The 25,439-nt window shown below is 67.4% G+C and carries 20 protein-coding genes; 12 read left to right on the top strand and 8 right to left on the bottom strand.

Annotation, left to right across the window (positions count from 1 at the left end):
- The 3 genes from J8I82_RS09970 to J8I82_RS09960 form a co-directional block, all read left to right on the top strand.
- Nucleotides 1–2,103: efflux RND transporter permease subunit (locus J8I82_RS09970; protein ID WP_209756815.1), on the top strand; the 2,103-nt coding region annotated here is incomplete at its 5' end.
- A gap of 2 nt (nucleotides 2,104–2,105) precedes the next feature.
- Complete coding sequence (locus J8I82_RS09965; RefSeq protein ID WP_209756807.1) at nucleotides 2,106–5,408, top strand: efflux RND transporter permease subunit; 3,303 nt, start codon at nucleotides 2,106–2,108, stop codon at nucleotides 5,406–5,408.
- A 17-nt stretch (nucleotides 5,409–5,425) separates the two neighbouring features.
- Nucleotides 5,426–6,979: an efflux transporter outer membrane subunit gene (locus J8I82_RS09960; protein ID WP_245179588.1), complete on the top strand. Its 1,554-nt coding sequence runs from the start codon at nucleotides 5,426–5,428 to the stop codon at nucleotides 6,977–6,979.
- On the opposite strand, the gene J8I82_RS09955 is transcribed toward J8I82_RS09960, so the two are convergent.
- Entirely contained in the window at nucleotides 6,976–7,878 is a 903-nt protein-coding gene (locus tag J8I82_RS09955; RefSeq protein ID WP_209756804.1) for a LysR family transcriptional regulator, read from the bottom strand. The genes J8I82_RS09960 and J8I82_RS09955 overlap by 4 nt on opposite strands.
- A 113-nt stretch (nucleotides 7,879–7,991) precedes the next feature.
- On the opposite strand from J8I82_RS09955, the gene J8I82_RS09950 reads away from it, so the two are divergent.
- The 7 genes from J8I82_RS09950 (at nucleotide 7,992) to J8I82_RS09920 (ending at nucleotide 14,627) form a co-directional block, all read left to right on the top strand.
- The gene (locus tag J8I82_RS09950) at nucleotides 7,992–8,447 is read left to right on the top strand and encodes a PACE efflux transporter (RefSeq protein WP_209756802.1); all 456 of its coding nucleotides are present in this window, start codon (nucleotides 7,992–7,994) and stop codon (nucleotides 8,445–8,447) included.
- A gap of 135 nt (nucleotides 8,448–8,582) precedes the next feature.
- Nucleotides 8,583–9,836: a flavin-dependent oxidoreductase gene (locus tag J8I82_RS09945; protein WP_209756800.1), complete on the top strand. Its 1,254-nt coding sequence runs from the start codon at nucleotides 8,583–8,585 to the stop codon at nucleotides 9,834–9,836.
- A gap of 53 nt (nucleotides 9,837–9,889) precedes the next feature.
- Complete coding sequence (locus J8I82_RS09940) at nucleotides 9,890–11,050, top strand: ABC transporter substrate-binding protein (protein ID WP_209756798.1); 1,161 nt, start codon at nucleotides 9,890–9,892, stop codon at nucleotides 11,048–11,050.
- Complete coding sequence (locus J8I82_RS09935) at nucleotides 11,047–11,631, top strand: MarR family winged helix-turn-helix transcriptional regulator (protein WP_209756796.1); 585 nt, start codon at nucleotides 11,047–11,049, stop codon at nucleotides 11,629–11,631. Before J8I82_RS09940 ends, J8I82_RS09935 begins: the two co-directional genes overlap by 4 nt.
- A 44-nt stretch (nucleotides 11,632–11,675) precedes the next feature.
- Complete coding sequence (dacB, locus tag J8I82_RS09930; RefSeq protein ID WP_209756794.1) at nucleotides 11,676–13,301, top strand: D-alanyl-D-alanine carboxypeptidase/D-alanyl-D-alanine endopeptidase; 1,626 nt, start codon at nucleotides 11,676–11,678, stop codon at nucleotides 13,299–13,301.
- Nucleotides 13,302–13,491: 190 nt separating this feature from the next.
- Complete coding sequence (locus tag J8I82_RS09925; protein ID WP_209756792.1) at nucleotides 13,492–14,307, top strand: AzlC family ABC transporter permease; 816 nt, start codon at nucleotides 13,492–13,494, stop codon at nucleotides 14,305–14,307.
- On the top strand, nucleotides 14,304–14,627 hold the full coding sequence (locus J8I82_RS09920; protein WP_209756790.1) for an AzlD domain-containing protein: 324 nt from the start codon (nucleotides 14,304–14,306) through the stop codon (nucleotides 14,625–14,627). Before J8I82_RS09925 ends, J8I82_RS09920 begins: the two co-directional genes overlap by 4 nt.
- Before the next feature lie 53 nt (nucleotides 14,628–14,680).
- Here the strand turns inward: J8I82_RS09920 and J8I82_RS09915 are convergent, their stop codons facing one another.
- The 7 genes from J8I82_RS09915 to J8I82_RS09885 all read right to left on the bottom strand — a co-directional run bounded on the left by J8I82_RS09915 (nucleotide 14,681) and on the right by J8I82_RS09885 (nucleotide 22,510).
- Nucleotides 14,681–15,667, bottom strand: a complete 987-nt coding sequence (locus tag J8I82_RS09915; RefSeq protein ID WP_209756788.1) for an L-threonylcarbamoyladenylate synthase — start codon at nucleotides 15,665–15,667, stop codon at nucleotides 14,681–14,683.
- Between the two features lie 44 nt (nucleotides 15,668–15,711).
- A complete protein-coding gene (locus J8I82_RS09910; protein WP_209756786.1) occupies nucleotides 15,712–16,956 on the bottom strand; it encodes a 5-(carboxyamino)imidazole ribonucleotide synthase in 1,245 nt (414 codons plus the stop codon).
- A 41-nt stretch (nucleotides 16,957–16,997) separates the two neighbouring features.
- Nucleotides 16,998–17,495 (bottom strand): 5-(carboxyamino)imidazole ribonucleotide mutase, encoded by a 498-nt coding sequence (gene purE, locus J8I82_RS09905; RefSeq protein ID WP_209756784.1) that lies wholly within the window; start codon nucleotides 17,493–17,495, stop codon nucleotides 16,998–17,000.
- Between the two features lie 53 nt (nucleotides 17,496–17,548).
- Nucleotides 17,549–18,457 carry a phosphoribosylaminoimidazolesuccinocarboxamide synthase gene (locus J8I82_RS09900; RefSeq protein WP_209756782.1) on the bottom strand — a complete coding sequence of 303 codons (909 nt, stop codon included), beginning with the start codon at nucleotides 18,455–18,457 and terminating at the stop codon, nucleotides 17,549–17,551.
- Nucleotides 18,458–18,688: 231 nt separating this feature from the next.
- Nucleotides 18,689–19,753 (bottom strand): class II fructose-bisphosphate aldolase, encoded by a 1,065-nt coding sequence (fba, locus tag J8I82_RS09895; protein ID WP_029048146.1) that lies wholly within the window; start codon nucleotides 19,751–19,753, stop codon nucleotides 18,689–18,691.
- Nucleotides 19,754–19,803: 50 nt separating this feature from the next.
- Nucleotides 19,804–21,240 carry a pyruvate kinase gene (gene pyk / locus J8I82_RS09890; RefSeq protein ID WP_209756780.1) on the bottom strand — a complete coding sequence of 479 codons (1,437 nt, stop codon included), beginning with the start codon at nucleotides 21,238–21,240 and terminating at the stop codon, nucleotides 19,804–19,806.
- A 73-nt stretch (nucleotides 21,241–21,313) separates the two neighbouring features.
- A complete protein-coding gene (locus J8I82_RS09885) occupies nucleotides 21,314–22,510 on the bottom strand; it encodes a phosphoglycerate kinase (protein ID WP_209756778.1) in 1,197 nt (398 codons plus the stop codon).
- A 370-nt stretch (nucleotides 22,511–22,880) separates the two neighbouring features.
- On the opposite strand from J8I82_RS09885, the gene J8I82_RS09880 reads away from it, so the two are divergent.
- Nucleotides 22,881–23,987, top strand: a complete 1,107-nt coding sequence (locus J8I82_RS09880; RefSeq protein WP_209756776.1) for a helix-turn-helix transcriptional regulator — start codon at nucleotides 22,881–22,883, stop codon at nucleotides 23,985–23,987.
- Nucleotides 23,988–24,098: 111 nt separating this feature from the next.
- Nucleotides 24,099–25,238 carry a helix-turn-helix transcriptional regulator gene (locus J8I82_RS09875; protein WP_209756774.1) on the top strand — a complete coding sequence of 380 codons (1,140 nt, stop codon included), beginning with the start codon at nucleotides 24,099–24,101 and terminating at the stop codon, nucleotides 25,236–25,238.
- Nucleotides 25,239–25,439 lie beyond the last annotated feature (201 nt).

The raw sequence follows: 25,439 nt of genomic DNA, 5'->3' as shown, positions 1-25,439 counted from the left end.
GCAATCGCGCTGGTGGTGCTGGTGATCTTCCTGTTCCTGCGCAATATCCCCGCCACCATCATCCCGGGCGTGGCGGTGCCGCTGTCGCTGGTGGGCACGTTTGGTGTGATGTACCTGTCCGGGTTCTCGATCAACAACCTGACGCTGATGGCGCTGACCATCGCCACGGGCTTCGTGGTCGACGATGCGATCGTGATGATCGAGAACATCATGCGCTACATCGAGAAGGGCGATTCCCCGATGCAGGCGGCGCTCAGGGGCTCGAAGCAGATTGGCTTCACCATTATCTCGCTGACCTTCTCGCTGGTGGCGGTGCTGATCCCGCTGCTGTTCATGGGCGACGTGGTTGGCCGGCTGTTCCGCGAGTTCGCGATCACGCTGGCGGTGTCGATCCTGATCTCGGCGGTGGTGTCGCTGACGCTCACGCCGATGATGTGCGCGCGCCTGCTGCACCATGTGCCGGAGGAAAAGCTGTCGCGCTTCCACCGCGCCACCGGCCGCTTCTTCGACAACGTGATCGAGCGCTATGGCCGCGGGCTGGAGTGGGTGCTCGACCGCCAGAAGGCGACGCTGGTGGTGGCGGTGGCCACGCTGGCGCTGACCGTGCTGCTGTACCTGCTGGTGCCCAAGGGCTTCTTCCCGGTGCAGGATACCGGCGTGATCCAGGGCATCACCGAAGCCGCGCAGACCACTTCGTTCGGCGCCATGGCGCGCAAGCAGGAAGCGGTGGCCAAGGTGGTGATGCAGGACCCGGCGGTCGCAAGCCTGTCGTCGTTTATCGGCGTAGATGGCAGCAACACCACGCTCAACGCCGGGCGCATGCTGATCAACCTCAAGCCCAAGGGCGAGCGCGACCCGATCGACGTGGTCACGCAGCGCCTGCAGCAGTCGGTGCAGAGCCTCGGCGGCGTGTCGCTGTTCACGCAGCCGGTGCAGGACCTGACCATCGAGGACAAGGTCTCGCGCACACAGTACCAGTTCACGGTAGAGGATCCCGATCCCGAGACGCTCGCCACCTGGGTGCCGAAGCTGGTGGAGCGCCTGCGCCAGGAGCCCGAGCTGCGCGACGTCACCAGCGACCAGCAGAACAACGGCCTGCGCGCCTATGTCGATATCGACCGCGATGCGGCGGCGCGCTTCGGCATCACCACCGCGGTGATCGACAGCGCGCTGTACAGCGCCTTCGGCCAGCGGCTGGTGTCGACCATCTTCACGCAGTCGAGCCAGTACCGCGTGGTGCTGGAGACCATGCCGGAATTCCGCAAGAGCCCGCAATCGCTGGCCGAGCTGCGCCTGCCCTCCTCGTCCGGCGGACAGGTGCCGCTGGGCGCGTTCGCGCGCATTACCGAGCGCACCGGGCCGCTGGTGATCAACCACCAGGGGCAATTCCCGGCGGCGACGATCTCGTTCAACCTGGCGCATGGCGAATCGCTCGGCGCCGCGGTCGACAAGATCACCAGGGTGGAGCAGGAGCTGGGCCTGCCGATCTCGATGCAGACCAGCTTCCAGGGCGCGGCGCTGGCGTTCCGCGCGTCGCTGTCGAACACGCTGTGGCTGATCCTGGCCGCGGTGGTGACGATGTATATCGTGCTGGGCGTGCTGTATGAAAGCACCATCCACCCGGTCACGATCCTGTCGACACTGCCGTCGGCCGGCGTGGGCGCGCTGCTGGCGCTGCTGGTGGCGGGGATGGACCTGGGCATCATCGCCATCATCGGCATCATCCTGCTGATCGGCATCGTCAAGAAGAACGCGATCATGATGATCGACTTCGCGCTCGAGGCCGAGCGCGAAGGCGGCATGACGCCGCGCGACGCGATCTTCCAGGCCTGCCTGCTGCGCTTCCGCCCGATCCTGATGACGACGATGGCGGCACTGCTGGCGGCGCTGCCGCTGATGCTGGGCTCCGGCATCGGCAGCGAGCTGCGCCAGCCCCTGGGCGTGACCATGGTGGGCGGCCTGCTGGTCAGCCAGGTGCTGACGCTGTTCACCACGCCGGTGATCTACCTGGCGTTCGACCGCGTGGCGACGCGCGTGAAGGGCTGGCGCAAGCGCCGCTTCGGTGATCCGGAGGAAGGCGGCACGGGCGAGGAGCCGGTCTGACCATGAATCTTTCGGCTGCCTTTATCCATCGCCCGGTCGCGACCGCGTTGCTCACGCTCGGCATCCTGCTGGCCGGGCTGGCGGCGCTGCGGCTGCTGCCGGTGTCGCCGCTGCCGCAGGTGGACTTCCCCACCATCTCGGTATCGGCGTCGCTGCCCGGCGCCAGCCCGGAAACGATGGCCGCCACCGTGGCGACGCCGCTGGAACGCGCGCTCGGCACCATCGCCGGCGTGACCGAAATCACCTCCAGCAGCTCGCTCGGCTCAACCCGCGTGACGCTGCAGTTCGACCTGTCGCGCGATATCGACGGCGCCGCGCGCGACGTGCAGGCCGCGATCAACGCCTCGCGCGCGACGCTGCCGACCAGCCTGCCCAACAACCCGACCTACCGCAAGGTCAACCCTGCCGACGCGCCGATCATGATCATCGCGCTGACCTCGCCGACGATGACGCGCGGGCAGCTCTACGATGCGGCCTCGACCATCCTCGCGCAGAAGCTGTCGCAGGTGGAAGGCGTTGGGCAGGTCACCATCGGCGGCGCCTCCTTGCCGGCGGTGCGGGTCGAGCTGAACCCGACCGCACTGAACAACTACGGCATCTCGCTGGAGGACGTGCGCAACACCATCAGCGCGACCAACGCCAACCGGCCGCTCGGCACGCTGGAGAACACCAGCAACAACTGGCAGGTCTACGCCAACGACCAGATGATGAAGGCGGAAGACTACATGCCGCTGATCATCCGCTACGCCACGCCGGGCACGTACTCGTCGGCGTCGGCGGGCGCGCTGATCGCCAGCACCGCCAATGCGACGGCCAGCGGCGGCGTCAGCACCAAGGTGGTCAACGGCGTCACCGTGACCACGCTGACCACCAGCAGCGGCACCACCACCATCACCAGCGGCGCCACCGGCGGCACCAGCGCCACCAGTGGCCCCAACTCGTTCGCGGTGCCGGTGCGGCTGCGCGACGTGGCCAACGTGGTCGATTCGGTGCAGGACATCCGCAACGCGGGCTCGGCCAATGGCAAGCCGTCGGTGCTGCTGGTGCTGAACCGCTCGCCGGGCGCCAATATCATCGAGACCGTCGACCGCGTGCGCGAGATGCTGCCGAACCTGCAGAAGATGATCCCGGCAGCGATCTCGATGGACGTGATGATGGACCGCACGCCCACCATCCGCGCGTCGCTGCGCGAGGTCGAGCACACGCTGATGATCTCGGTGGCGCTGGTGATCATGGTGGTGTTCATCTTCCTGCGCAACGTGCGCGCGACGCTGATCCCCAGCGTCGCGGTGCCGGTCTCGCTGATCGGCACCTTCACGGTGATGTACCTGGCCGGGTTCTCGCTGAACAACCTGTCGCTGATGGCGCTGACCATCGCCACCGGCTTCGTCGTCGACGATGCCATCGTGGTGCTGGAGAACATCTCGCGCCATATCGAGGAAGGCATGAAGCCGCTGGCGGCCGCGCTGCGGGGCGCGCGCGAGGTGGGCTTCACGGTGCTGTCGATGAGCCTGTCGCTGATCGCGGTGTTCATTCCGCTGCTGATGATGGGCGGCATCGTCGGCCGGCTGTTCCAGGAATTCGCGATCACGCTGTCGGTGGCGATCCTGGTGTCGCTGGTGGTGTCGCTGACCGCCACGCCGATGATGTGCGCGCGCCTGCTGCGTCCGGCCGAGCCGGAGAACCAGGGCCGCTTCTTCCGCGCGACCGAGCGCATGTTCCAGTGGCTGCACGACGGCTACGCGCGCTCGCTGTCGACGGCGCTGCGCTTCAGCCCGCTGGTGTGGCTGGTGCTGATCGCCACCATCGCGCTCAACGTGTGGCTGTACGTGATCGTGCCCAAGGGGTTCTTTCCGCAGCAGGACACGGGCCGGCTGATCGGCTTTATCCGAGCCGACCAGGCCACCTCGTTCCAGGCCATGCGCGGCAAGCTCGACAGCTTCATCACGATCGTGCGGTCGGATCCGGCCGTGGAGAACGTGACCGGCTTTACCGGCGGCTCGCAGCGCAATACCGGGCAGATGTTTGTCACGCTCAAGCCGCTGTCGGAGCGCAAGGAGTCCGCCGACGCCATCATCGCGCGGCTGCGCGGCAAGCTGGCCAAGGAGCCCGGTGCGAGCCTGTTCCTGCAGCCGGTGCAGGATATCCGCATCGGCGGGCGGCAAAGCAGCTCGCAGTACCAGTTCACGCTGCAGTCCGACGACCTGGAGGTGCTGCGCGCGTGGGAGCCCAAGGTGCGCGCGGCGCTGTCCAACCTGAAGGGGCTGGAGGACATCGACACCGACACCAACGACAAGGGCCTGCAGACCTCGGTGATCATCGACCGCGACGCGGCATCGCGCCTGGGCGTGACCGCGCAGCAGGTGGATGCGGTGCTGAACAATGCCTTCGGCCAGCGGCTGGTGTCGACCATCTACCATCCGCTCAACCAGTACCGCGTGGTGATGGAGCTGAGCCCCGAGTACCTGCAGGGCCCGAACGCGCTCAAGGACATCTACGTCGTCACCGGCAACGGCAACCGCGTGCCGCTGGCCGCGTTCGCGCGCGTGGTGCCGACCAGCACGCCGCTGGGCGTGAACCACCAGGGCCAGTTCGCGGCCTCGACGATCTCGTTCAACCTGGCGGAAGGGACTTCGCTGTCGCAGGCGACCGATGCGATCCACCGCGAGATGGCGCGCATCGGCGTGCCTGAAACGCTGCGCGCCAACTTCCAGGGCGGCGCCAAGGCGTTCCAGGATTCGCTCAAGAGCCAGCCGATCCTGATCCTGGCGGCGCTGATCACGATCTACATCGTGCTGGGCGTGCTGTACGAAAGCTATGTCCACCCGCTCACCATCCTGTCGACGCTGCCGTCGGCGGGCGTGGGCGCGCTGCTGGCGCTGATGGCGTCGAAGACGGACTTCAGCATCATCGCGCTGATCGGCGTGATCCTGCTGATCGGCATCGTGAAGAAGAACGCGATCATGATGATCGACTTCGCCATCGACGCCGAGCGCCGCGAAGGGCTGTCGCCGCGCGAAGCCATCTACCGCGCCTGCCTGCTGCGCTTCCGCCCGATCCTGATGACGACCATGGCCGCGCTGCTGGGCGCGGTGCCGCTGGCGATCGGCCGCGGCGACGGTGCCGAGCTGCGCGCGCCGCTGGGCATCTCCATTGTCGGCGGCCTGGTGGTGAGCCAGCTGCTGACGCTGTACACCACGCCGGTGGTCTACCTGACGCTGGACCGCTGGCGCCTGAAGGTCAAGGCCTGGCGCCAGCGCCGCCGCGGCGATCGCGGCACGCCGGACCAACCGGCCGCTGTCTGAATTTGCAGAGATTCCACATGACTGTGTTTAGCCCCGTGTTTAGCCCTGTGTTTAGCCGCTTGCTGACCCATGCCCTGCCGCTGCCGCTGGCGTGCGCGCTGCTGCTGGCTGGCTGCGCGGTCGGCCCCGACTACAAGCGACCCGATGCGCCGGTGTCGGCAGCCTTCAAGGAAGCCACCGATGCCACCACCGATACCACCACCGATGCCAATGCCTGGCGCGGCGACTGGAAGACCGCGGAGCCGCAGGATGCGATCGCGCGCGCCGACTGGTGGACCGTCTTCGGCGATCCGCAGCTCGACACGCTGATGTCGGAAGTGCAGATCTCCAACCAGAACATCAAGGCGGCCGAGGCGCAGTACCGCCAGGCCGCGGCCGCGCTGCAGGCGGCCCGCGCCGGCTTCTTCCCGACCGTCGATGCGCAGGCCGGCGCATCGCGCGCACGCGGCGCCAGCGGCAACACCCTCAACGGGCAGAGCCTGACGCTGGGCGCGACCTGGGAGATCGACGTGTGGGGCCGCGTGCGCCGCCAGGTGGAAAGCAGCGAAGCCAGCGCGCAGGCGAGCCAGGCCGACCTGGCCTCGACGCTGCTGTCGACGCAGGCGACGCTGGCGCAGAGCTATTTCCTGTTGCGCGTGGCCGATGCGCAGAAGGCGCTGCTCGACCGCACAGTGGCCGACTACCAGAAGTCGCTGCAGCTGGTGCAGAACCAGTACGCGGCCGGCACCGCGCAACGCTCCGACGTGCTGCAGTCGGAGACCCAGCTCAAGAGCGCGCAGGCGCAGCAGATCGACATCCAGATCACGCGTGCGCAGCTGGAGCATGCCATCGCCGTGCTGGTCGGCAAGCCGCCCGCGGCGCTGTCGCTGGCCGCGGACGATTTCCGCAAGGCCCCGCCGCGCGTGCCGGCCGCGGTGCCGTCGGAACTGCTGGAGCGCCGGCCCGACATCGGCGCGGCCGAACGCCGCATGGCGTCCGCCAACGCGCAGATCGGCGTGGCGCAGGCCGCTTACTACCCGACGCTGTCGCTGTCGGCCAGCGGCGGGCTGACCGCCAGCACGCTGGCGCGCTGGATGTCGCTGCCGGACCGCATCTGGTCGATCGGCGGCGGACTGGCCGGCACGCTGTTCGATGGCGGACTGCGCCGCGCGGCCAAGGCGCAGGCCGTGGCCGCCTACGACCAGACCGTGGCCAACTACCGCCAGACCGTGCTGTCGGCGTTCCAGGAAGTGGAGGACAACCTTGCCGCGCAGCGGCTGCTGGAGCAGGAAGCGGTGGTGCAGAACGACGCGCTGCGCTCCGCGCGCGAGGCGCTGGCGCTGGTCAACAACCGCTACCGCGCCGGCACCGCGGGCCTGCTCGACGTGCTGACGGCGCAGACCGCGGCCTACACTGCCGAGCGCACCGCGCTGTCGATCGCCGGACGCCAGTACACGGCGGCGGTGGTGCTGATCAAGGCGTTGGGCGGCAACTGGCATCCGCAGCCGCTGGACGGCGCAACCGGCAGCACGCCCGCACCCGCCGCACCCGCCGCAATCGCCGCACCAGCCACCACAGTCGGCCAGCGCTAGGCGCCGCGCTGCGGCGCGTTCGGCAACGGCTGCGCGCAGATGCGCTCGCGCAGCCAGGTGGCGGCCTTGCCCAGCGGCCGCTGCTTGTGCCACACCAGTTCCATCGCCACCGGCCAGTCCTGCTGCTGGAACGCCAGCGGCGGCGACACCAGCTGCGCCGCGGCCGGCGAGTTGGCCACCACGTGCCACGGCACGAACGCCCAGCCCAGCCCGCGCTTGACCAGCTCGACGATGACCCACTGGCTCTCCACCCACCAGACGTCCGCCGCCACGCGCAGGCGCATCTTCTCCTCGCTGTCGGTACGTGTCGCGACCATCAGCTGGCGGTAGCGCTTCAGCTCTTCCCAGTCCACGCGCTGCGACGCCAGCGGATGGTCGGGCGCGCACAGGATCTGCATTGGCATCCAGCCCAGCGCATGGAAGCCCAGTTCGGGCGGCAGCACTTCCTGCCGCCACATGATGCCGAGATCGGCGCCGCCCTCGAGCACCAGCCGGCTGACGTCTTCCATCAGGGGGAACAGCACTTCCAGCTCGACCGCCGGGAAGCGGCCGGAGAACGCTTCGAGCAGCTGGCCCAGCGTTTCTTCCGGGTAGAGCTCGTCGACGGCGAGCACCAGCCGCGTCTCCACACCCTCGCCCAGGCTCTTGGCCACGCCGCGGAAGTGCTCGCAGCGCTCCAGGATCACGCGCGCTTCCGCCAGCAGCCGCTCGCCGGCCCGGGTCAGCACGGGATAGCGGCCGGCGCGGTCGAACAATGCGTTGCCGACATCGATCTCGAGGTTCGACACGGCGGCGCTGACCACTGACTGGGCCTTGCCGAGCCTGCGCGCGGCGGCGGAAAAAGAACCGGCTTCGGCAGCAGCGACGAAAGCCTGGAGTTGGTCCAACGAGAGACTCATGCGACGCCCTTCTGCGAGATCCATCGGATTAGCCGATAGTATCCAACTTGGCAATCTCTGCAAAGCAGATAGACTTGGCCCGGTCTGAATTCTTGCCTCGCAGGAGAAAAACCATGCGCACTACCCGGGACCGGATCCGCCACGCCGTTGGCTTCGAAGTTGTCGGCCTGCTGATCTTCGCGCCGCTGGCCAGCTGGGCCTTTGGCTACGAGCTGCACGAGATGGGCGTGATCGGCGCGGTCGCCTCGCTGATCGCGACCGGCTGGAACTACCTGTACAACCTGCTGTTCGACAAGGCCATGCTGCGCATCACCGGGCAGGTCCGCAAATCGGTCATGGTGCGGGTGCTGCACGCGATCCTGTTCGAGCTGGGCCTGCTGGTGGTGTTTTTGCCGGCGCTGGCGTGGTACCTGAATATCAGCCTGATCGATGCGCTGATCATGGATATCGCGGTGGCCGTCTTCTACATGCTCTACGCGCTGGTGTACAACTGGCTTTACGACATCGTTTTCCCGGTGCCGTCGCTGAAGCAAGCCGCGGCCAGGCCCGACGGCGTGGCAGCCGGCTGAGGCCGGGTTTTTCCTGACCCCGGACAGGCCACTCCGGGGTGTTCCCCGCCTTGCCCAGCGGACGCGAGTTGTTATACTACATAACAAAATTCGACGACCTGGCGCGTACCTGCGCGCCACAAGCGGGGAGACAACATGAAGATCGCAATCGCCGGCGGCGGCATCGGCGGGCTGACGCTGGCGCTGCTGTGCCACCGCCACGGCATCGACGCCGAAGTCTGGGAAGCCAGCGAATCGCTGCGCCCGCTGGGCGTGGGCATCAACCTGCTGCCGCACGCGGTACGCATCCTGTCCGAGCTCGGCCTGCGCGATGCACTGGCCGAGCTCGCGATCGAGACCTCGTCGCTCTCCTACTACAACAAGCTGGGCCAGCGCATCTGGCATGAACCGCGCGGACTGGCGGCGGGCTACGACTGGCCGCAGTTCTCGATCCATCGCGGCGAGTTCCAGATGTTGCTGCATCGCACCGTGGTCGAACGGCTAGGTGCCGATGCGGTCCACACCGGGCATGCGTTCGAGACCGTGCTCGATACCGGCGCGCGCGGGCCGGCGCGTTTCGGCCTGCGCCGCCGCGGCGATGGCGCCGAGGTCGAAGCCAGCGCCGACGTGCTGGTCGGCGCCGATGGCATCCACTCCGCGGTGCGCCGCCACTTCTTTGCCAGCGGCGATGCCCCGCGCTTCTCGCGCCGCATGTTGTGGCGCGCGGTCACTGAGGCGCCCCCCTATCTCGACGGACGCTCGATGTTCATGGCCGGTCACCAGGACCAGAAATTCGTCGCCTATCCCATCTCCGAGCCGCTGCGCCGGCAGGGCCGCTCGCTGGTCAACTGGATCGCCGAGCTGCGCGTGCCCGACAGCGTGCCGGACACCCCGCCGCGCAGCGACTGGAACAAGCAGGTCGACAAGTCGGTGTTCCGGGCACAGTTTGCCGGCTGGCAGTGGGACTGGATCGACATCCCCGCGCTGATCGACGGTGCCGAGGCGATCTATGAATTCCCGATGGTTGACAAGGACCCGCTGCCGCGCTGGACCTTCGACCGCGTCACGCTGCTGGGCGACGCCGCGCACCCGATGTACCCGATCGGCTCGAACGGCAGCGCGCAGGCGATCCTGGATGCGCGCTACCTGCTCGACAGCCTGCTTGGCACGCAAGACACGGCCTACGCGCTGCGCGAGTACGAGGCCGAGCGCCTGCCGCGCACTGCGGGCATCGTGCTGCGCAACCGCATGAACGGGCCGGAGCAGGTGATGCAGCTGGCGGAGGAACGCGCGCCCCAGGGGTTCCACGATGTCGAACAGGTGATTCCGCGCGCCGAGCTGGAAGCGATTTCGCTGCGCTACAAGCAGCTGGCGGGGTTCGACCGGCAGTCGATGCAGGGCGGGCGATAACAACCGCGGTCCGCCAGACTACAACCAAGAATAAGCCTACAAGAGCAGACAACATGGTGTCCCCGAACCTCACCCGCCTCACCCGCCTCACCCGCCTTGGGCTGGCCGCCGCCCTCGCCTTCGGCACCACCGCCGCCCTGGCCGATATCACCGTCGGCGTCAGCCTGTCGACAACGGGCCCGTCCGCCTCGCTCGGCATCCCGCAGAAGAACTCGATGCCGTACCTGCCGCAGAAGATCGGCGGCGAGGCGGTGCGCTACATCGTGCTGGACGATGCCTCCGATCCTACCCAGGGCGCCAAGGTCGCACGCCGCTTCGTGTCCGAGGACAAGGTCGACATCATCCTCGGCTCCTCAGCGGTCGCGCCGTCGATCGCCATCGCCGAGGTCGCCGAGGAAAGCCAGACCGTCCAGCTGGCCTTCTCGCCGATCGAGCTCAAGCCCGGCCGGGGTGCCTGGACCTTCCGCCTGGCGCAGCCGGTGCGGCTGATGGCCAACGCCGTCGCCGCCACCGCCAAGACCAAGGGCGTCAAGACCATCGGCTTTATCGGCTTTGCCGACGCGTACGGCGAAACCTGGCTGAAGGATTTCACCGCCGCAGCCACCGCCAATGGCCTGCGCCTGATCGCCACCGAGCGCTACGGCCGCGCCGATACCAGCGTGACCGCGCAGGCCATCAAGCTGATCGCCGCCAAACCCGACGCCATCCTGATTGCCGGCGCCGGCACCGGTGCTGCGCTGCCGCACACCACGTTGCGCGAGCGCGGCTACGGCGGCGCCATCTACCAGACCCACGGCGCCGCCACCAAGGACCTGATCCGCATCGGCGGACGCCTGGTCAATGGCGCGATATTGCCGGCGGGCCCGGTGATCGTGCCGGAGCAACTGCCGGCTGGCGATCCGGTCCGCAAGCCGGGACTCGACTACGTCACCCGCTACGAGAAGCAATACGGCGCCGAGTCGCGCACGCAGTTCGGCGCGCATGCCTACGATGCCGGACTGGTGCTCGAGCGGATCGTGCCGGTGGCGTTGAAAAGCGCCAAGCCGGGGACGCAGGCCTTCCGCCAGGCGCTGCGCCAGGCGCTGGAGACCGAGCGGGACATCGTGGTGTCGCACGGCGTGCTCAATTACAGTGGGCAAGACCACTATGGCTTTGACCAGCGCGGCCGCGTTATGCTGACAATCGAAAACGGCAACTGGAAACTACTGAAATGATCCCCAACGCATCCGGTGCATCCGACGCACCCGCCGCGGCAGGCAAGGCTGGCAGCACGCACACCGCCAGCGCGCGGCGCAAGCCGCGCGAGCCGCTTGCGCCGGATCCGGCGGTGGCCGACGGCGGCTTCGATCCGCATGTGCCGAATGTCGACTATGGCGTGCTCGACAGCCTGATCGGCTACGCCATCCGCCGCGCGCAGATCCGCATCTACGAGGATTTCGTGCTGTCGCTGTCGCAATGGCAGATCACTCCGCCGCGTTTTTCGGCGCTGGTGATCATCTCGCGCAATCCGCACCTGAAGCTGACCGAGCTGGCGCGCATCCTGGGGATCGCGCGCTCCGGTGCGGTGCTGCTGGTCGATGCGCTGGAAGAGATGAACCTGGTCGCGCGCCGCCCGGCGGCGGGCGACCGGCGCGCCTACAGCCTGGTGCTGACGCCATCGGGCCGCAAGACGCTGGACGCTGCCACCCGCGCGGTGGTCGAGCATGACGCGCATGTGGGCAGCGCGCTGTCCGACAGCGACCAGGCCACGCTGAAATCGCTGCTGTCCCGGCTGGCGCCGCCGCGCGCCGGCTGAGCGCCACGCTGCCGTCATCCGGCGGGCGCCTGCCATGCGTTAACATGGCCGCCATGCCAAGAACAACCGCCACGCGAACCGCATCGCAAACCGGCGCGCTGCTGCGCCGCCTGTCGCCTCTTCTTGCCGCCGCCTTGCTGATGGCTGGCGGGCCTGTCATCGCGCCGGCGCTGGCCAAACCGCCGGCCAAGGTACAGAAATCCCAGAAGGTCCAGAAAAGCGCGAAAGCACAGAAGGGCCAGAGCGCCGGCAAGGCGGCAAAAGCCACGCCTTCCGCCGATGCCGGCCTGGTGCAGGCCGGCGTGCCGGCGCAGGTGGCCGCGGCCCTGCGCCGCGCCGGCGTGCCGGCTTCGGCCGCGAGTTTCTACGTGGTCAGGCTGGGCGCACCCAACGCGCGCGCCAGCTGGAACGCGCAGCAGCCGATGAATCCGGCCTCGACCATGAAGCTGGTCACGACCTTCGCCGGCCTGCAGCTGCTCGGCCCCGACTACCGCTGGCAGACCGCGCTCTACGCCGACGCGCAGCCCGGCTTCGACGGCACCGTCAACGGCAATGTCTACCTGCGCGGCCGCGGCGATCCCAAGCTGGTGCCGGAGGAAATGGCCAAGCTGGTCGCCAGCGCGCGCGCCGGCGGCGCCACCGCCATCAACGGCGACCTGGTGCTGGACCGCAGCTACTTTGCCGATGGACTGGATGGCAACGGCACCATCGACGGCGAAGTGCAGCGCGCCTACAACGTCGGCCCCGATGCCCTGCTCTATGCCTTCAAGACGCTGTCGTTCACGCTGACACCGGATCCCGTCACGCAGACGGTGGCGGTCAGCGTCACGCCGGAGCTGGCGCAACTCAAGCTCGACAACCAGCTGGCCTTGACCAACGGCCGCTGCGGCGACTGGCAAAGCCGTGCCACTCCCAGCGTGCAGCCGCAGACCGACGGCACCGTGCTGGCATCCTTCGCCGGCGACTATTCGAGCGACTGCGGCGAACATGTGCTTAACATCGCCACGCTGTCGCACCCGGAATTCACCTGGGGCGGCTTCGTCGCCGAATGGCAGCGCGCCGGCGGGCGCTTTACCCATCTGCCGGCGTTGCGCAGCGGCAAGGTACCGCGCGGCGCGGTGCTGCTGGCGCGCCACTATGGCCTGCCGCTGTCCGACATCGTGCGCGACATCAACAAGCTTTCCAACAACGTGATGGCGCGCCAGCTGTTCCTGACCATCGGCGCCGAGCTGGACCGCGGTGGCCCGGCCAGCCCCGAGCGCTCGATCCGCGTGGTGCGGCGCTGGCTCGCGAAGCAGGGGCTGGACATGCCGGGCCTGGTGCTGGACAACGGCTCCGGCCTGTCGCGCGAGGAACGCATCAGCGCCTACGACATGGCGCGCCTGCTGCAGCAGGCGGCGGCCAGCAACGTCGGCGCGGCGCTGGTCGATTCGCTGCCGGTGCTCGGCGTCGACGGCACGCTGCGCAACCGGCTGACCGGCGCCAATGCGGCCGGCAGCGGCTACCTCAAGACCGGCACGCTGGCCGACGTGCGCGCGCTCGCCGGCTATGTCGACGCGGAAGACGGCAACCGCTACGTGCTGGTGAGCATGATCAACCACCCCAACGCCTCGCAGGCGCGGGAGGCGCACGATGCGCTGATGCAGTGGGTGTATCGCGGCGCGCCCTGAGATTGCGCCGGCGTTGGCGAATGGGTCACCCCGCGTGGCCCGCCGCCAACGCCGGCGCGGCATTTTGTTAAGCGCTCACTTACCAGGGCGCGTTCCGACCCTATAATGCCAGGGTGCCGGCCGCGTCCTGCGGCGGCAGCTTTCCGGCCCGGCCCTCGGCGCCGGGCCTGCATTGCCCCTTTCCTCTGACATGACTTCCCGACAACCCTCGGTGTGGTTGCGCTTCTGGCATCGCTTCGCACCCGCCGAACGCGACGGCTTCATGGCCGGCATGCGCCGCTTTGCCCCGTCCCTTCCCGCGGTGTTTTCCTGGGGGCTGGTGACCGGCGTGGCGATGAGCAAATCGGTGCTGACGGTGCCCGAAGCCATCGGCATGTCGCTGCTGGTCTATGCCGGCTCGGCGCAGCTGGCGGTGCTGCCGCTGTTCGCCGCCGGGCTGCCGCTGTGGACCATCTGGCTGACCGCGGCCATGGTCAACCTGCGCTTCGTCATCTTCAGCGCCGCGATGCAGCCGCACTTCAGCTACCTGACGCTGGCGCGGCGCACGGTGCTGGGCTTCTTCAACGGCGACCTGCATTTTGTCTACTTCCTGCAGAAGTATTCGACGCCGGGCCATGAGCCCGGCAAGGAAGGCTACTTCTGGGGCATGGCGCTGACCAACTTTGCGATGTGGCAGGTGTCGTCGATCCTCGGCATCGTGCTGGCAAGCCTGTTCCCCGACAGCTGGGGACTGGGGCTGGCCGGCACCATGGCGCTGATTCCGGTGATGATCGCCACCATCAATTCGCGCTCGACGCTGATGGCTGTGGTGATTTCGGCGGTGTTGGCATTGTTGTGCTTTGACCTGCCGTACCGGCTCGGGCTGGTGGTGGCGGTGGTCGGTGCGATCGCTGCGGGCATGGCAACCGACGAGCTGGCGGCGCGGGCTACGCTGCGGGGTATCCGCCAGCGCAAGTCCCCGCCGCTCGGCAATGCGGCTGACGCGCCGCCGGGAGACCGGGCATGAGCCATGCCGAGATCTGGATCGCGCTGGTTGGCATGGCGGTGGTCACCGTGATTACGCGGGCGCTGTTCTTGATGGCCGGCGAGCATGTCACGGTTCCCGATCGCATCCAGCGGGCACTGCGTTATGCGCCGGCGGCGGCGTTGGCCGCGATCATCCTGCCGGACCTGATGACCTGGCAGGGGCACTTCACCATTGCGTTGTCCAACTACAAGCTGGTGGCTGGGGTTGTTGCTACCGCGTTCTATCTGCTGACGCGACGGATGGTGGGGATGATTGCCGTGGGGATGGTGGTTTATACGGTATTGAGGTTGCTGGGCTAGCTGGCGCTTGAGCGGCGGCATTGCTGCGGCCTGGCATCACAAGGCCGCAAGAATCAGCCAAACGCAGCAGCCGCCCTCTCCAGCCGATCGCGCACCCCGGCCCAATCCTGACCCTCAGGCAAGGTCTCGAACACCAGCTGCGAATAGCCCTGCTTGTCGAGCTTGCGCAGCATTCGGTACAGCTCCTGCGCATACGCGGCAGCATCGGCCGGCGCCTGCACCCACGTGCAGCGCTGATCCGCCAGCGGCGCGCGTCCTACCCATGCCACGCGCGCATCGGCCGGCAGGGCGACCAGCCGCGCGGCAGCCGCCTGCGCATCCGCCAGCAACAAGGGCGTGTGCGGCGCGTAATGGGCCTTCAGGGTGCCTGAAGCGCGTGGCGCGGCAGCATCGGGCGGCAAGGGCGCCTCGCCCAGTACCTGCGCCAGCATCCCCACCGTGACGGCACCGGGTCGCAGCAAGACCGGCCCGACGCCGGCGCCCAGGCGCGACAGGTCGACGATGGTCGATTCAATCCCGACCTCGACCCCATCGCCTTCCAGCACATAGACCGCGTCGCCGAATTCATCCCGCACATGCTGCGCGGTGGTCGGGCTCACCTGCCCGAACTTGTTCGCCGAAGGCGCCGCCACCCCGCCGCGCCCGCGCTTGAAGCGCGCCAGCAGCGCCTGCGCCACCGGATGCGACGGGCACCGCAGGCCAATGCTGTCCTGCCCCCCCGCCACCGCGGCATCGATATGCGAAGCGCGCTTCAGGATCAGCGTGAGCGGCCCCGGCCAGAACGCATCGATCAGCTTCTGCGCGGCTTCCGGGACCTCGTCGGTCCAGTAGCTGATATCCGCGCCATCGACCACGTGCACGATCACCGGGTGGTTGGACGGCCGTCCCTTCAGCGCGAAGATGCGGCCGACCGCCTCGGGATTCTCGGCGTCGGCGCCCAGGCCGTAGACCGTCTCGGTCGGGAAAGCGACCAGTTGCCCCGCCTCGAGCAGGCGGACGGCTTCATCGAGTTCTGCAGCCGTGGGCGTGCGCGGCGACATCGTGTTCCTTGCGTCGAATCTGAGCGGGATTTCAGAGCGGGATTTCAGAGCGAAATATGCAGTGCCTGCGCGGCGGCGGCAAAGGCCGCGTCGGCCGCCTCGGCATGCTCGCCGATGCAGTTGACGTGCCCCATCTTGCGCGACGGACGTGCATCGTTCTTGCCGTACAGGTGCAGCTTGGCGCCGGGTTGCGCCACCACCTCGTCCCACGCGGGCGTACGTTCCAGCCCGAATTCGAACCACACATCGCCCAGCAGGTTCAGCATCTTGCCGGCCGAATGCTGGCGCGTGCTGCCCAGCGGCAGGCGCGCCATGGCGCGCACCTGCTGCTCGAACTGGCTGGTCTCGCACGCATCCATGGTGATGTGGCCCGAGTTGTGCGGGCGCGGCGCCATTTCGTTGGCGACCAGCGAGCCGTCGGTCAGCACGAAGAACTCGATGCACAGCACGCCGACATAGCCCATTTCCGTGGCGATGGCGGCAGCCGCGGCGCGGGCGCGGTCGGCGATCTCCGGCGAGACGCTGGTCGACGGCATTTCCGTCGAGAACAGGATGCCGTCGCGGTGCACGTTTTCGGCCAGCGGCCAGGTCGCGGTGGAACCATCCGCGGCGCGCGCGGCCAGTACCGAGACTTCATAGGCCAGCGGCAGCATCTGTTCCAGCACGCACGGCACGTGCTGCATCGCCTTCCACGCGGCGCGCACGTCATCGCGCGTCTTGACGCGGGCCTGGCCCTTGCCGTCGTAGCCCATGCGCGCGGTCTTGAGGATGCCGGGCAGCACGTGGTCGGGCAGCTGGTCGACGTCTGCGTCGTGCTGGATCACCCAGTGCGGGGCCGTCGGCACGCCGGTGCGCTCGGCGCAGGCGGCAAAGAACTTCTTCTCGCCGATGCGGTTTTGCGCGATCGACACGCAGTAGCCGCGCGGCGCGACAAACGAACCCAGTTGCTCCAGGCGGTCCAGCGACAGCGACGGCACGTTCTCGAACTCGGTGCTCACCGCCGGGCACAGCTTGGCCATCTCGGCCAGCGCGGCCTCGTCGGTGTACTGGGCGCAGATATGCTTGTCGGCCACCGCGCCCGCCGGGCTGTCCTGGTCGGGATCGAGCACGCACACGCGATAGCCCATCGCCTGCGCCGCATGCGTGAACATGCGGCCGAGCTGGCCGCCGCCCAGCATGCCCAGCCACGCGCCGGGCAGGATGGGCGCGTCGGGACGGTCGACGCCGAACTCGGCGCGCGATTCCGGCGTGTGGGCTTCGGAGAGGTAGGGATGGATATCGGTCGGCATTGCTCGGTTCCGTGGAGGTCCGGAGGATTACAGCGGCAGCATTACAGCGGCAAAGTCATGGCGCGCGCGGCTTCGGTCTGCTTCGCGCGGAAGGCTTCCAGCGCAACGGCCAGCGCGTCGTCGGTGGTGGCCAGCGTGGCGATGGCATGCAGCGCGGCGTTGGCGGCGCCAGCCTCGCCGATGGCGAAGGTCGCGACCGGCACGCCCTTGGGCATCTGCACGATCGACAGCAGCGAATCTTCGCCGCGCAGGTACTTCGACGGCACGGGCACGCCGAACACCGGCACGATGGTCTTGGCGGCGATCATGCCCGGCAGGTGCGCGGCACCGCCGGCGCCGGCGATGATGGCGCGGATGCCGCGGCCGCGCGCGGACTCGGCATAGCGGAACATGTCGTCGGCCATGCGGTGCGCGGACACCACCTGGGCCTCGAACGGCACGCCGAAATCCTTCAGCATGGCCACCGCGTGCTGCATCACGTCCCAGTCGGAACTGCTGCCCATCACGACGCCGACCAGCGGCTTGTCTTGCTTGCTCACTTTATCTGTTCCTTCGATGGTCGTTCCCGCACACGCGGGAACGATGCCATGGCTTACTTCAGCTCTTCACCCGTCAGGCGCGTCAGCGCCTCACGATACTTTGCCGCGGTCTTCTCGATCACATCATCCGGCAGCTGCGGCGCCGGCGCGGTCTTCGGCCACGGCTTGCCGTCGATGCGCACGGCTTCCAGCCAGTCGCGCACGAACTGCTTGTCGAACGACGGCGGGTTGGTGCCGACCTGGTACGAATCGGCCGGCCAGAAGCGCGACGAGTCGGCGGTCAGCACTTCGTCCATCAGCGTCAGCACGCCGTTGTCGTCCAGGCCGAACTCGAACTTGGTGTCGGCAATGATGATGCCGCGCGTGGCGGCGAACTCGGCCGCTTCCTTGTACAGGCGGATCGAGATCTCGCGCATCTGGCGCGCCAGCGCGATGCCGATGCGGGCCTCGACCTCGGCGAACGAGATGTTCTCGTCGTGCTCGCCCATCTCGGCCTTGGCGGCCGGGGTGAAGATCGGCTCGGGCAGCTTCTGCGCATTCTGCAGGCCGGCAGGCAGCTCGATGCCGCACACCTTGCCGGTGGCCTGGTAGTCCTTCCAGCCGCTGCCGGCGAGGTAGCCGCGCACCACGGCTTCGACCAGGATCGGTTTCAGGCGCTTGACCACCACGGCGCGGCCCTTGACCTGCTCCACTTCCTCCGGCGCGACCACAGTTTCGGGCGCGATGCCGGTTTCATGGTTCGGCACGATATGCGCGAGTTTCTTGAACCAGAAGTTGGCCATCTGGTTCAGCACGCGGCCCTTGTCGGGGATCGGCTCGCCCATGATGACGTCGAACGCCGACAGGCGGTCGGTGGTGACGATCAGCAGCTTGTCAGCGCCGACGGCGTAGTTGTCGCGCACCTTGCCGTGGCCCAGCAGCGGCAGCGAGTTGATGGAGGACTGGTAGAGAGCGTTGGACATGATGTAGTTGGCAAATCGCCGTCCGGTTTGCTCCCCTCTCCCGCTCGCGGGAGAGGGGCTGGGGGAGAGGGGGAGCGCATCAACGGGCACCGTGGCACGGGCAACCGCCTGCCCTCTCCCCCGACCCCTCTCCCGCAAGCGGGAGAGGGGAGAAAACAATGCGGGGCTTCGTGCGGTAGCGAAGCCCCAGGCGTCAGCATCGGCCCCGTCGGTGCGGGGCCAGGGCACTGCTTACTGCACGACCTGCGCCAGCTTGCCCGACTTGTACTGCTGCGCGACGTCGACCAGCGTGACCGGCTTGATCTTGCTGGCCTGGCCTTCGCAGCCGAATGAAATATAGCGCGCCTTGCACACTTGCTTGGCGGCTTCGCGGGCCGGCTTCAGGTATTCGCGCGGGTCGAACTTGCTCGGGTTCTCGACAAAGAAACGACGGATCGCGCCGGTCATGGCCAGGCGGATGTCGGTATCGATGTTGATCTTGCGCACGCCGTACTTGATGGCTTCCTGGATTTCCTCGACCGGCACGCCGTAGGTTTCCTTCATGTCGCCGCCGAACTTGCGGATTTCTTCCAGCAGTTCTTGCGGAACCGACGACGAGCCGTGCATCACCAGGTGGGTGTTGGGGATGCGGGCGTGGATTTCCTTGATGCGGCTGATCGCCAGGATGTCGCCGGTGGGCTTGCGGGTGAACTTGTACGCGCCGTGCGAGGTGCCGATGGCGATGGCCAGTGCGTCCAGCTGGGTGGCCTTGACGAAGTCGGCGGCCTGCTCCGGATCGGTCAGCAGCATGGAGTGGTCCAGCACGCCTTCGGCGCCGATGCCGTCCTCCTCGCCGGCTTCACCGGTTTCCAGCGAGCCCAGGCAGCCCAGTTCGCCTTCCACGGTCACGCCGACGGCGTGGGCCAGTTCCACCACCTTGCGGGTGACGTCGATGTTGTAGTCGTACTCGGCCGGGGTCTTGCCGTCTTCGCGCAGCGAGCCGTCCATCATCACCGACGAGAAGCCCAGGTCGATCGCGCCCTGGCAGATCGCCGGCGACTGGCCGTGGTCCTGGTGCATCACCACCGGGATGTGCGGGTAGGCTTCGACCGCGGCTTCGATCAGGTGGCGCAGGAAATGCTCGCCGGCGTATTTGCGGGCGCCGGCCGAGGCTTGCATGATCACCGGAGCGTTGACCTCGTCGGCCGCCTGCATGATGGCCTGAACTTGCTCGAGGTTGTTCACGTTGAAGGCCGGCAGGCCGTAGCTGTTTTCGGCTGCGTGGTCCAGCAGCTGGCGCATCGAAACGAGTGGCATGTCTAACTCCTAAATAAAAATGGGGTGTCTCTGTATTCTTCTGGCGGCGCTCAATGCCCCACCCTGACGATCTTCAGGGTGTTGGTGCCGCCCGGCTGCCCCATCGGTTCGCCGATGGTCAGCACGATGAAATCGCCGCGCTGCACCACGCCCTGCGCCAGCAGCAGTTCTTCGGCCTGCTCCAGCGCGGTGTCGCGGTCGGCGCTGGATTGCAGCGGCAGCGGCACCACGTTGCGGTACAGCTGCATCTTGCGCTGCGAAGCCAGGTTGGGCGTCATGGCGTAGATCGGCACATGGATGCGGTGACGGCTCATCCACAGTGCGGTGGCGCCGGAATCGGTCAGCGCGGCAATCGCCTTCACCTGCAAATGATAGGCGGTGAACAGCGCACCCATCGCCACCGACTGGTCGATGCGCGAGAAGGTCTGGTTCAGGAAGTCGGTGTCGAGCTGCACCACCTCTGACTTCTCGGCCTCGATGCAGACCGCGGCCATGGCTTCGACGGTTTCGACCGGATAGCGCCCGGCAGCGGTCTCGGCCGATAGCATCACCGCGTCGGTACCGTCCAGCACGGCGTTGGCCACGTCCGACACCTCGGCGCGGGTCGGCACCGGGTTGACGATCATGCTTTCCATCATCTGCGTCGCGGTGATGGTGAGCTTGTTGGCTTCGCGCGCCAGCTTGATCATGCGCTTCTGCAGCGCCGGCACGGCCGCGTTGCCGACTTCAACGGCAAGGTCGCCGCGCGCCACCATGATGCCGTCAGACGCCTGCAGGATTTCTTCCAGCACGCCCGGATGGATGGCCTCGGCGCGCTCGATCTTGGCGATCATGCGGGCCTTGTGGCCGTGCGGCTGACCGGCCACTGCCGCCAGCTGGCGCGCCATTTCCATGTCGGTGGCGTTCTTGGGGAAGCTGACCGCGACATAGTCCGCGCCCAGGGCCATGGCAGTCTTGATGTCGTCCATGTCCTTGGCCGTCAATGCTGGCGCCGACAGGCCGCCGCCCTGGCGGTTGATGCCCTTGTTGTTGGAGAGGTCGCCGCCGATGCGCACGGTGGTGAAGATCTCGGTGCCGAGCACCCGGTCCACCACCAGCACGATCAGGCCGTCGTTGAGCAACAGCAGGTCGCCCGGGCCGACGTCGCGCGGCAGGTCCTGGTAGTCCAGGCCAACGCGTTCCTGATTGCCGAGCTGGCAGGCGGAATCGAGCACAAAGGGGTCGCCCGGCTTGAGCGTGACCTTGCCCTGCTCGAACTTGCCGACGCGGATCTTGGGGCCCTGCAGGTCGGCCATGATCGCCACTTCGCGGCCACAAGCCTGGGCGGCTTCGCGCACCAGGCGAGCGCGGTCGATATGGTCCTGCGCGGTGCCGTGCGAGAAATTCAGCCGCACCACGTCGACCCCCCCGGCAATCATGCGCGTCAGGATCTCCAGCGAGCTGGAGGCGGGGCCGATGGTGGCAACGATCTTGGTGGAACGGGTCATGCGCGGGTTTCCTTGGCCTTTGTTAAAGGACTGCGGGACTGCGGCCCGGTACGGCGCCAGGCCTGCGGATGCTTCAGCCTGCTGCGCGCTGTTCCAGCACTTCAAAGGCGGGCAGCTTCTTGCCTTCCAGGAATTCCAGGAACGCGCCGCCGCCGGTGGAGATATAGCCGACGCGGTCGGCGATGCCGTACTTGGCGATGGCGGCCAGCGTGTCGCCGCCGCCGGCGATCGAGAACGCCTTGGACTCGGCGATGGCCTGCGCCAGCACCTTGGTGCCGTTGCCGAACTGGTCGAACTCGAACACGCCCACCGGGCCGTTCCAGACGATGGTGCCGGCGGCCTTCAGTTGCTCGGCCAGCAGGGCGGCGGTCTTGGGGCCGATGTCCAGGATCATGTCGTCGTCGGCCACGTCCTTGACGTCCTTGACGGTCGCCGCGGCGGTCGCGCTGAATTCCTTGGCGCAGACCACGTCGACGGGAATGGGCACCGAGGCGCCGCGCCCGGCCATGATGTCGATGATGGCCTTGGCGTCGCCAACCAGGTCGGCTTCGGCCAGCGACTTGCCGATCTTCAGGCCGGCCGCCAGCATGAAGGTGTTGGCGATGCCGCCGCCGACGACCAGGTTGTCGACCTTGTCGGCCAGCGACTTCAGGATAGTCAGCTTGGTCGAGACCTTGGAACCGGCCACGATCGCCACCAGCGGACGGGCCGGCTGGCCCAGCGCCTTGCCCAGCGCGTCGATCTCGGCGGCCAGCAGGGGGCCGGCGCAGGCGATCGGGGCGAATTTGGCGATGCCGTGGGTGGTGGCCTCGGCGCGGTGCGCGGTGCCGAATGCGTCGTTCACATAGACGTCACAGAGCTTGGCCATCTTCTGCGCCAGCTCGTCGCTGTTCTTCTTCTCGCCCTTGTTCACGCGGCAGTTTTCCAGCAGCACCACCTGGCCGGGCGCAACCTCGACGCCGTCGACCCAGTTCTGCACCAGCTTGACCGGCTTGCCCAGCAGTTCGGACAGGCGCGTGGCGATCGGCGCCAGCGAGTCTTCCGGCTTGAACTCGCCTTCGGTCGGGCGGCCCAGGTGGGAGGTGACCATCACCGCTGCGCCGGCGGCCAGGCAGGCCTCGATCGCGGGCACCGAGGCGCGGATGCGGGTGTCCTCGGTGATATGGCCGGCGTCGTCCTGCGGCACGTTCAGGTCGGCGCGGATGAACACCCGCTTGCCGGAGATTTTGCCTTGGGAAATCAGATCGGAAAGACGCAGGACAGTGGTCATGACGGTGAAAGGCGCGAGATTTCGCTGAAAAATCGGGGAAACGGGGATTTTACCTGATCGCGGTCGACGCTTTGGCGATTCCGGGCTGCAATGGACTTACAATGTGTACCAATGCGCACAATTAGGTTTCCTGGCGAAAGTCTCGTTTCCCTGCCTCCCCACCAAAGAAGGGTCAGGCGAATGTCCCCCAGGTCCCCCGAGTGCGGTAATGTATGCAACGTCTGCTACAACAGACACGCAATGACACCAGAGCCGGTCAGGCAAACGGCCAGAACAGCACCAGGCGGATAACAACAAGGCATGCCGGCGTGCGCGTGGGCGCACAGCCGGCGCCGCGCATTGTTTTGTCGCGAATGCAGGGGGTAATCAGATGAAAGAAGCCGACATGCACGGAGCGATCCGTGGCTTGTACGAGGGCATTCTCGATCCCGGTGCCTGGCAGCAGAGCCTGCGCACCCTGACCGATATGGCCGGCTCGGCGCACGCCTCGATGATGGTCTGGGACACCGTACGCGACCAGGTCACCGTCAATGAAATCGTCAATCCGGTGGTGGAGCTGTTCACCGAGTACGAATCGGATTTCCAGGCCATCGACCCGGCCAAGCACTTCGCGCCGCGGCTGCAGCCGGGCGCGTGGTATGTCGATGCGCGGGAACTGGGCGAAGGCGCCATGGCGCGCCACCCGTTCTACCGCGATTTCTTCCACCGCTACGACCTGCGCTCCTACGTGGCATGCCTGGTCGCGCGCCAGCCGCATTACGAAGTCTATTTCTCGATGCAGCGCGGGCGCACGCAGCCGCTGTTCTCGACCGACGACACCCGCGGCATGGACTGGATCATCCCGCACATGCGCAGCGCCATGGCCATGCGCGACCGCACGCTCGGCCTGACCGTGCTGGCGCGGCTGTCGTCGCAACTGGTGGAACGGCTCAATTTCGCGCTGCTGGTGTTTTCGCCGCAGCGCCAGGTGTTGCTGGGCAACCGTGCCGGCGAACGCTGGGTGCGGCGCCTTGACCCGGCGGGCAAGGTTTCTGACTGGACCCTGTCGCGCCCGTTCGGCGAAATGCTGGCCGCGGCTTGCGATCCGCAGCGCGCGGTGGCCGCCCAGGCCGCGCGCGCCACCGACGGCAACGGCGCCAGCGCGCAGGTGATCGTGCTGCCGCTGCCGCCCTCGCACGCCTTTGCCGCGCAGTGGCAGGAGCCGGCGGCGCTGGTGGTGGTGCACGAGCACGACAACGCGCCCCTGTTGCTGGCACCCGTGCTGCGCGACCTGTACGGCCTGACGCCGGCGGAAACGCGGCTGGCGACCCAGCTCGCTGGCGGCCAGGGCCTGCCCGAAGCCAGCCAGCAGCTGAACATCCGCCATGAAACGGCGCGTACGCAGCTCAAGGCCGTCTTCCTCAAGACCGGCACCAACAGCCAGGCCCAGCTTACCCACCTGCTTTCGCGCCTGGGCGCTGCGCTGGAAGGGGCCTGAATTCCACCCTCGCGCGGTACGCCGGCCGGCAACACACCGGCAGCCCTGGCACAGCCGCACGAAGGAAGTACCAAAAGTACGAAAAAGAAGAAAGAAGAAAGAAGAAAAACCATGAGCGACACGCCGATGCATGACACCATCCGCGCGCTGTACGAGGGGATCTTCGACGCCGATGCCTGGCGCCGCAGCCTGGCTGCGCTTTGCCAGGCCAGCGAAAGCTCGCATGCGCTGCTGCTGGTGCGAGATACGGTCCACGAACGCGTGCTGGTGAACCAGGTGGTCAATCCCGTTCCCGAAGCGGTGGCCGCCTATAGCGAATACTACGAAACCATCGACCCCGCCCTGCCCTTCGCCCAGCGCATGTCGGTGGGCAACTGGTACATCGATTCGCGCGAGATTGGTTCGCAGGCGATGCGCCACTCGCCGTTTTACGGCGAGTTCCTGCGCCAGTTCGAGCAATCGTCGGTAATGGCCTGCCTGATCGAGCGCAAGCCGCACTATGAAGTGTTCCTGTCGCTGCAGCGGCCGCTGGGCGGCAACCAGTACTCGCCCGAGGACGCGCGCGCGCTCGACTGGGCGATTCCGCATGTGCGCCACGCCATGGCGCTGCGCGACCGCACGCACCAGGTGTCGGCGCTGGCGCATGCGTCGAGCCAGTTGCTGGAGCGGCTGCCGTTTGGGGTGATCGTGCTGCGGGATGATGGCAAGACGCTGCTTGCCAACAGTACGGGGGAGGCGTGGGTACGGCGGCTGCTGCCGGCGGTGTCGATCGACACCGGCGCGGCGGCGGTGTCGGCGGCAGGCGTGCGGGCTGACGAATGGCGGCTGTCGCGGCCGTTCGCCGAGGCCTTGAAGGCCGCGTGCGATCCGGGCAATCCGCAGCCGGCGCAGGCGCTGCGGGCGGTGGATGGCGGCGGGCGGCAGGCGCAGGTTATTTTGCTGCCATTGCCGCCGGCGCATCAGCTGTCGATGGATTGGCAACGGCCCAGCGTGCTGGTGGCGATCCATGAGCCCGGGGTTGCGCCAATGACCTTGCCGGCTGTGCTGCGGGACTTGTATGGGCTGACGCCGGCGGAGACGCGCCTGGCGCTGCAGTTGTCAACGGGGATCGGGCTGCCTGAAGCTTGCGAGCTGATCGGGATTCGGAGGGAAACTGGGAGGACGCAGTTGAAGGCGATTTTCAACAAGACTGCTACGGGGACGCAGGCCCAGCTGGCGCATTTGCTTACGCGGTTGGGTGTCAGGGCTTAGTCGGGTTTGGCTATTTGGCCTGGGGCCGGGGATTGCTGCTGACTGGCATCTGGCGGATGTTGTGATGCCCTGGTTTCGCCCATAAAGGGGCGAGTCACTTTTGCCCGAGCGGCAAAAGTAACCAAAAGCGCGTTTCTGGTCCTGGGCGGACGGCCACTCTTATCGTAGTGTGCGAAGGCTTTCGTACGGGGCTTCGCTTCG

Origin of the sequence: Cupriavidus consociatus, from assembly GCF_017814975.1 — a bacterium.
GTDB lineage: Bacteria > Pseudomonadota > Gammaproteobacteria > Burkholderiales > Burkholderiaceae > Cupriavidus > Cupriavidus consociatus.
This window is presented reverse-complemented; position numbering and strand designations above follow the sequence as displayed.

Excerpts from the sequence above, each read along its gene's own strand:
- J8I82_RS09880 (WP_209756776.1), top strand. The coding sequence starts at position 22,881 with ATGAAAGAAGCCGACATGCACGGAGCGATCCGTGGCTTGTACGAGGGC.
- J8I82_RS09950 (WP_209756802.1), top strand. The coding sequence starts at position 7,992 with ATGCGCACTACCCGGGACCGGATCCGCCACGCCGTTGGCTTCGAAGTT.
- J8I82_RS09910 (WP_209756786.1), bottom strand. The coding sequence starts at position 16,956 with ATGCCGACCGATATCCATCCCTACCTCTCCGAAGCCCACACGCCGGAA.
- J8I82_RS09875 (WP_209756774.1), top strand. The coding sequence starts at position 24,099 with ATGAGCGACACGCCGATGCATGACACCATCCGCGCGCTGTACGAGGGG.
- fba (WP_029048146.1), bottom strand. The coding sequence starts at position 19,753 with ATGCCACTCGTTTCGATGCGCCAGCTGCTGGACCACGCAGCCGAAAAC.
- J8I82_RS09885 (WP_209756778.1), bottom strand. The coding sequence starts at position 22,510 with ATGACCACTGTCCTGCGTCTTTCCGATCTGATTTCCCAAGGCAAAATC.
- J8I82_RS09925 (WP_209756792.1), top strand. The coding sequence starts at position 13,492 with ATGACTTCCCGACAACCCTCGGTGTGGTTGCGCTTCTGGCATCGCTTC.
- J8I82_RS09945 (WP_209756800.1), top strand. The coding sequence starts at position 8,583 with ATGAAGATCGCAATCGCCGGCGGCGGCATCGGCGGGCTGACGCTGGCG.
- J8I82_RS09915 (WP_209756788.1), bottom strand. The coding sequence starts at position 15,667 with ATGTCGCCGCGCACGCCCACGGCTGCAGAACTCGATGAAGCCGTCCGC.
- J8I82_RS09940 (WP_209756798.1), top strand. The coding sequence starts at position 9,890 with ATGGTGTCCCCGAACCTCACCCGCCTCACCCGCCTCACCCGCCTTGGG.
- J8I82_RS09900 (WP_209756782.1), bottom strand. The coding sequence starts at position 18,457 with ATGTCCAACGCTCTCTACCAGTCCTCCATCAACTCGCTGCCGCTGCTG.
- J8I82_RS09935 (WP_209756796.1), top strand. The coding sequence starts at position 11,047 with ATGATCCCCAACGCATCCGGTGCATCCGACGCACCCGCCGCGGCAGGC.
- J8I82_RS09920 (WP_209756790.1), top strand. The coding sequence starts at position 14,304 with ATGAGCCATGCCGAGATCTGGATCGCGCTGGTTGGCATGGCGGTGGTC.
- J8I82_RS09965 (WP_209756807.1), top strand. The coding sequence starts at position 2,106 with ATGAATCTTTCGGCTGCCTTTATCCATCGCCCGGTCGCGACCGCGTTG.
- pyk (WP_209756780.1), bottom strand. The coding sequence starts at position 21,240 with ATGACCCGTTCCACCAAGATCGTTGCCACCATCGGCCCCGCCTCCAGC.
- J8I82_RS09955 (WP_209756804.1), bottom strand. The coding sequence starts at position 7,878 with ATGAGTCTCTCGTTGGACCAACTCCAGGCTTTCGTCGCTGCTGCCGAA.
- dacB (WP_209756794.1), top strand. The coding sequence starts at position 11,676 with ATGGCCGCCATGCCAAGAACAACCGCCACGCGAACCGCATCGCAAACC.
- J8I82_RS09960 (WP_245179588.1), top strand. The coding sequence starts at position 5,426 with ATGACTGTGTTTAGCCCCGTGTTTAGCCCTGTGTTTAGCCGCTTGCTG.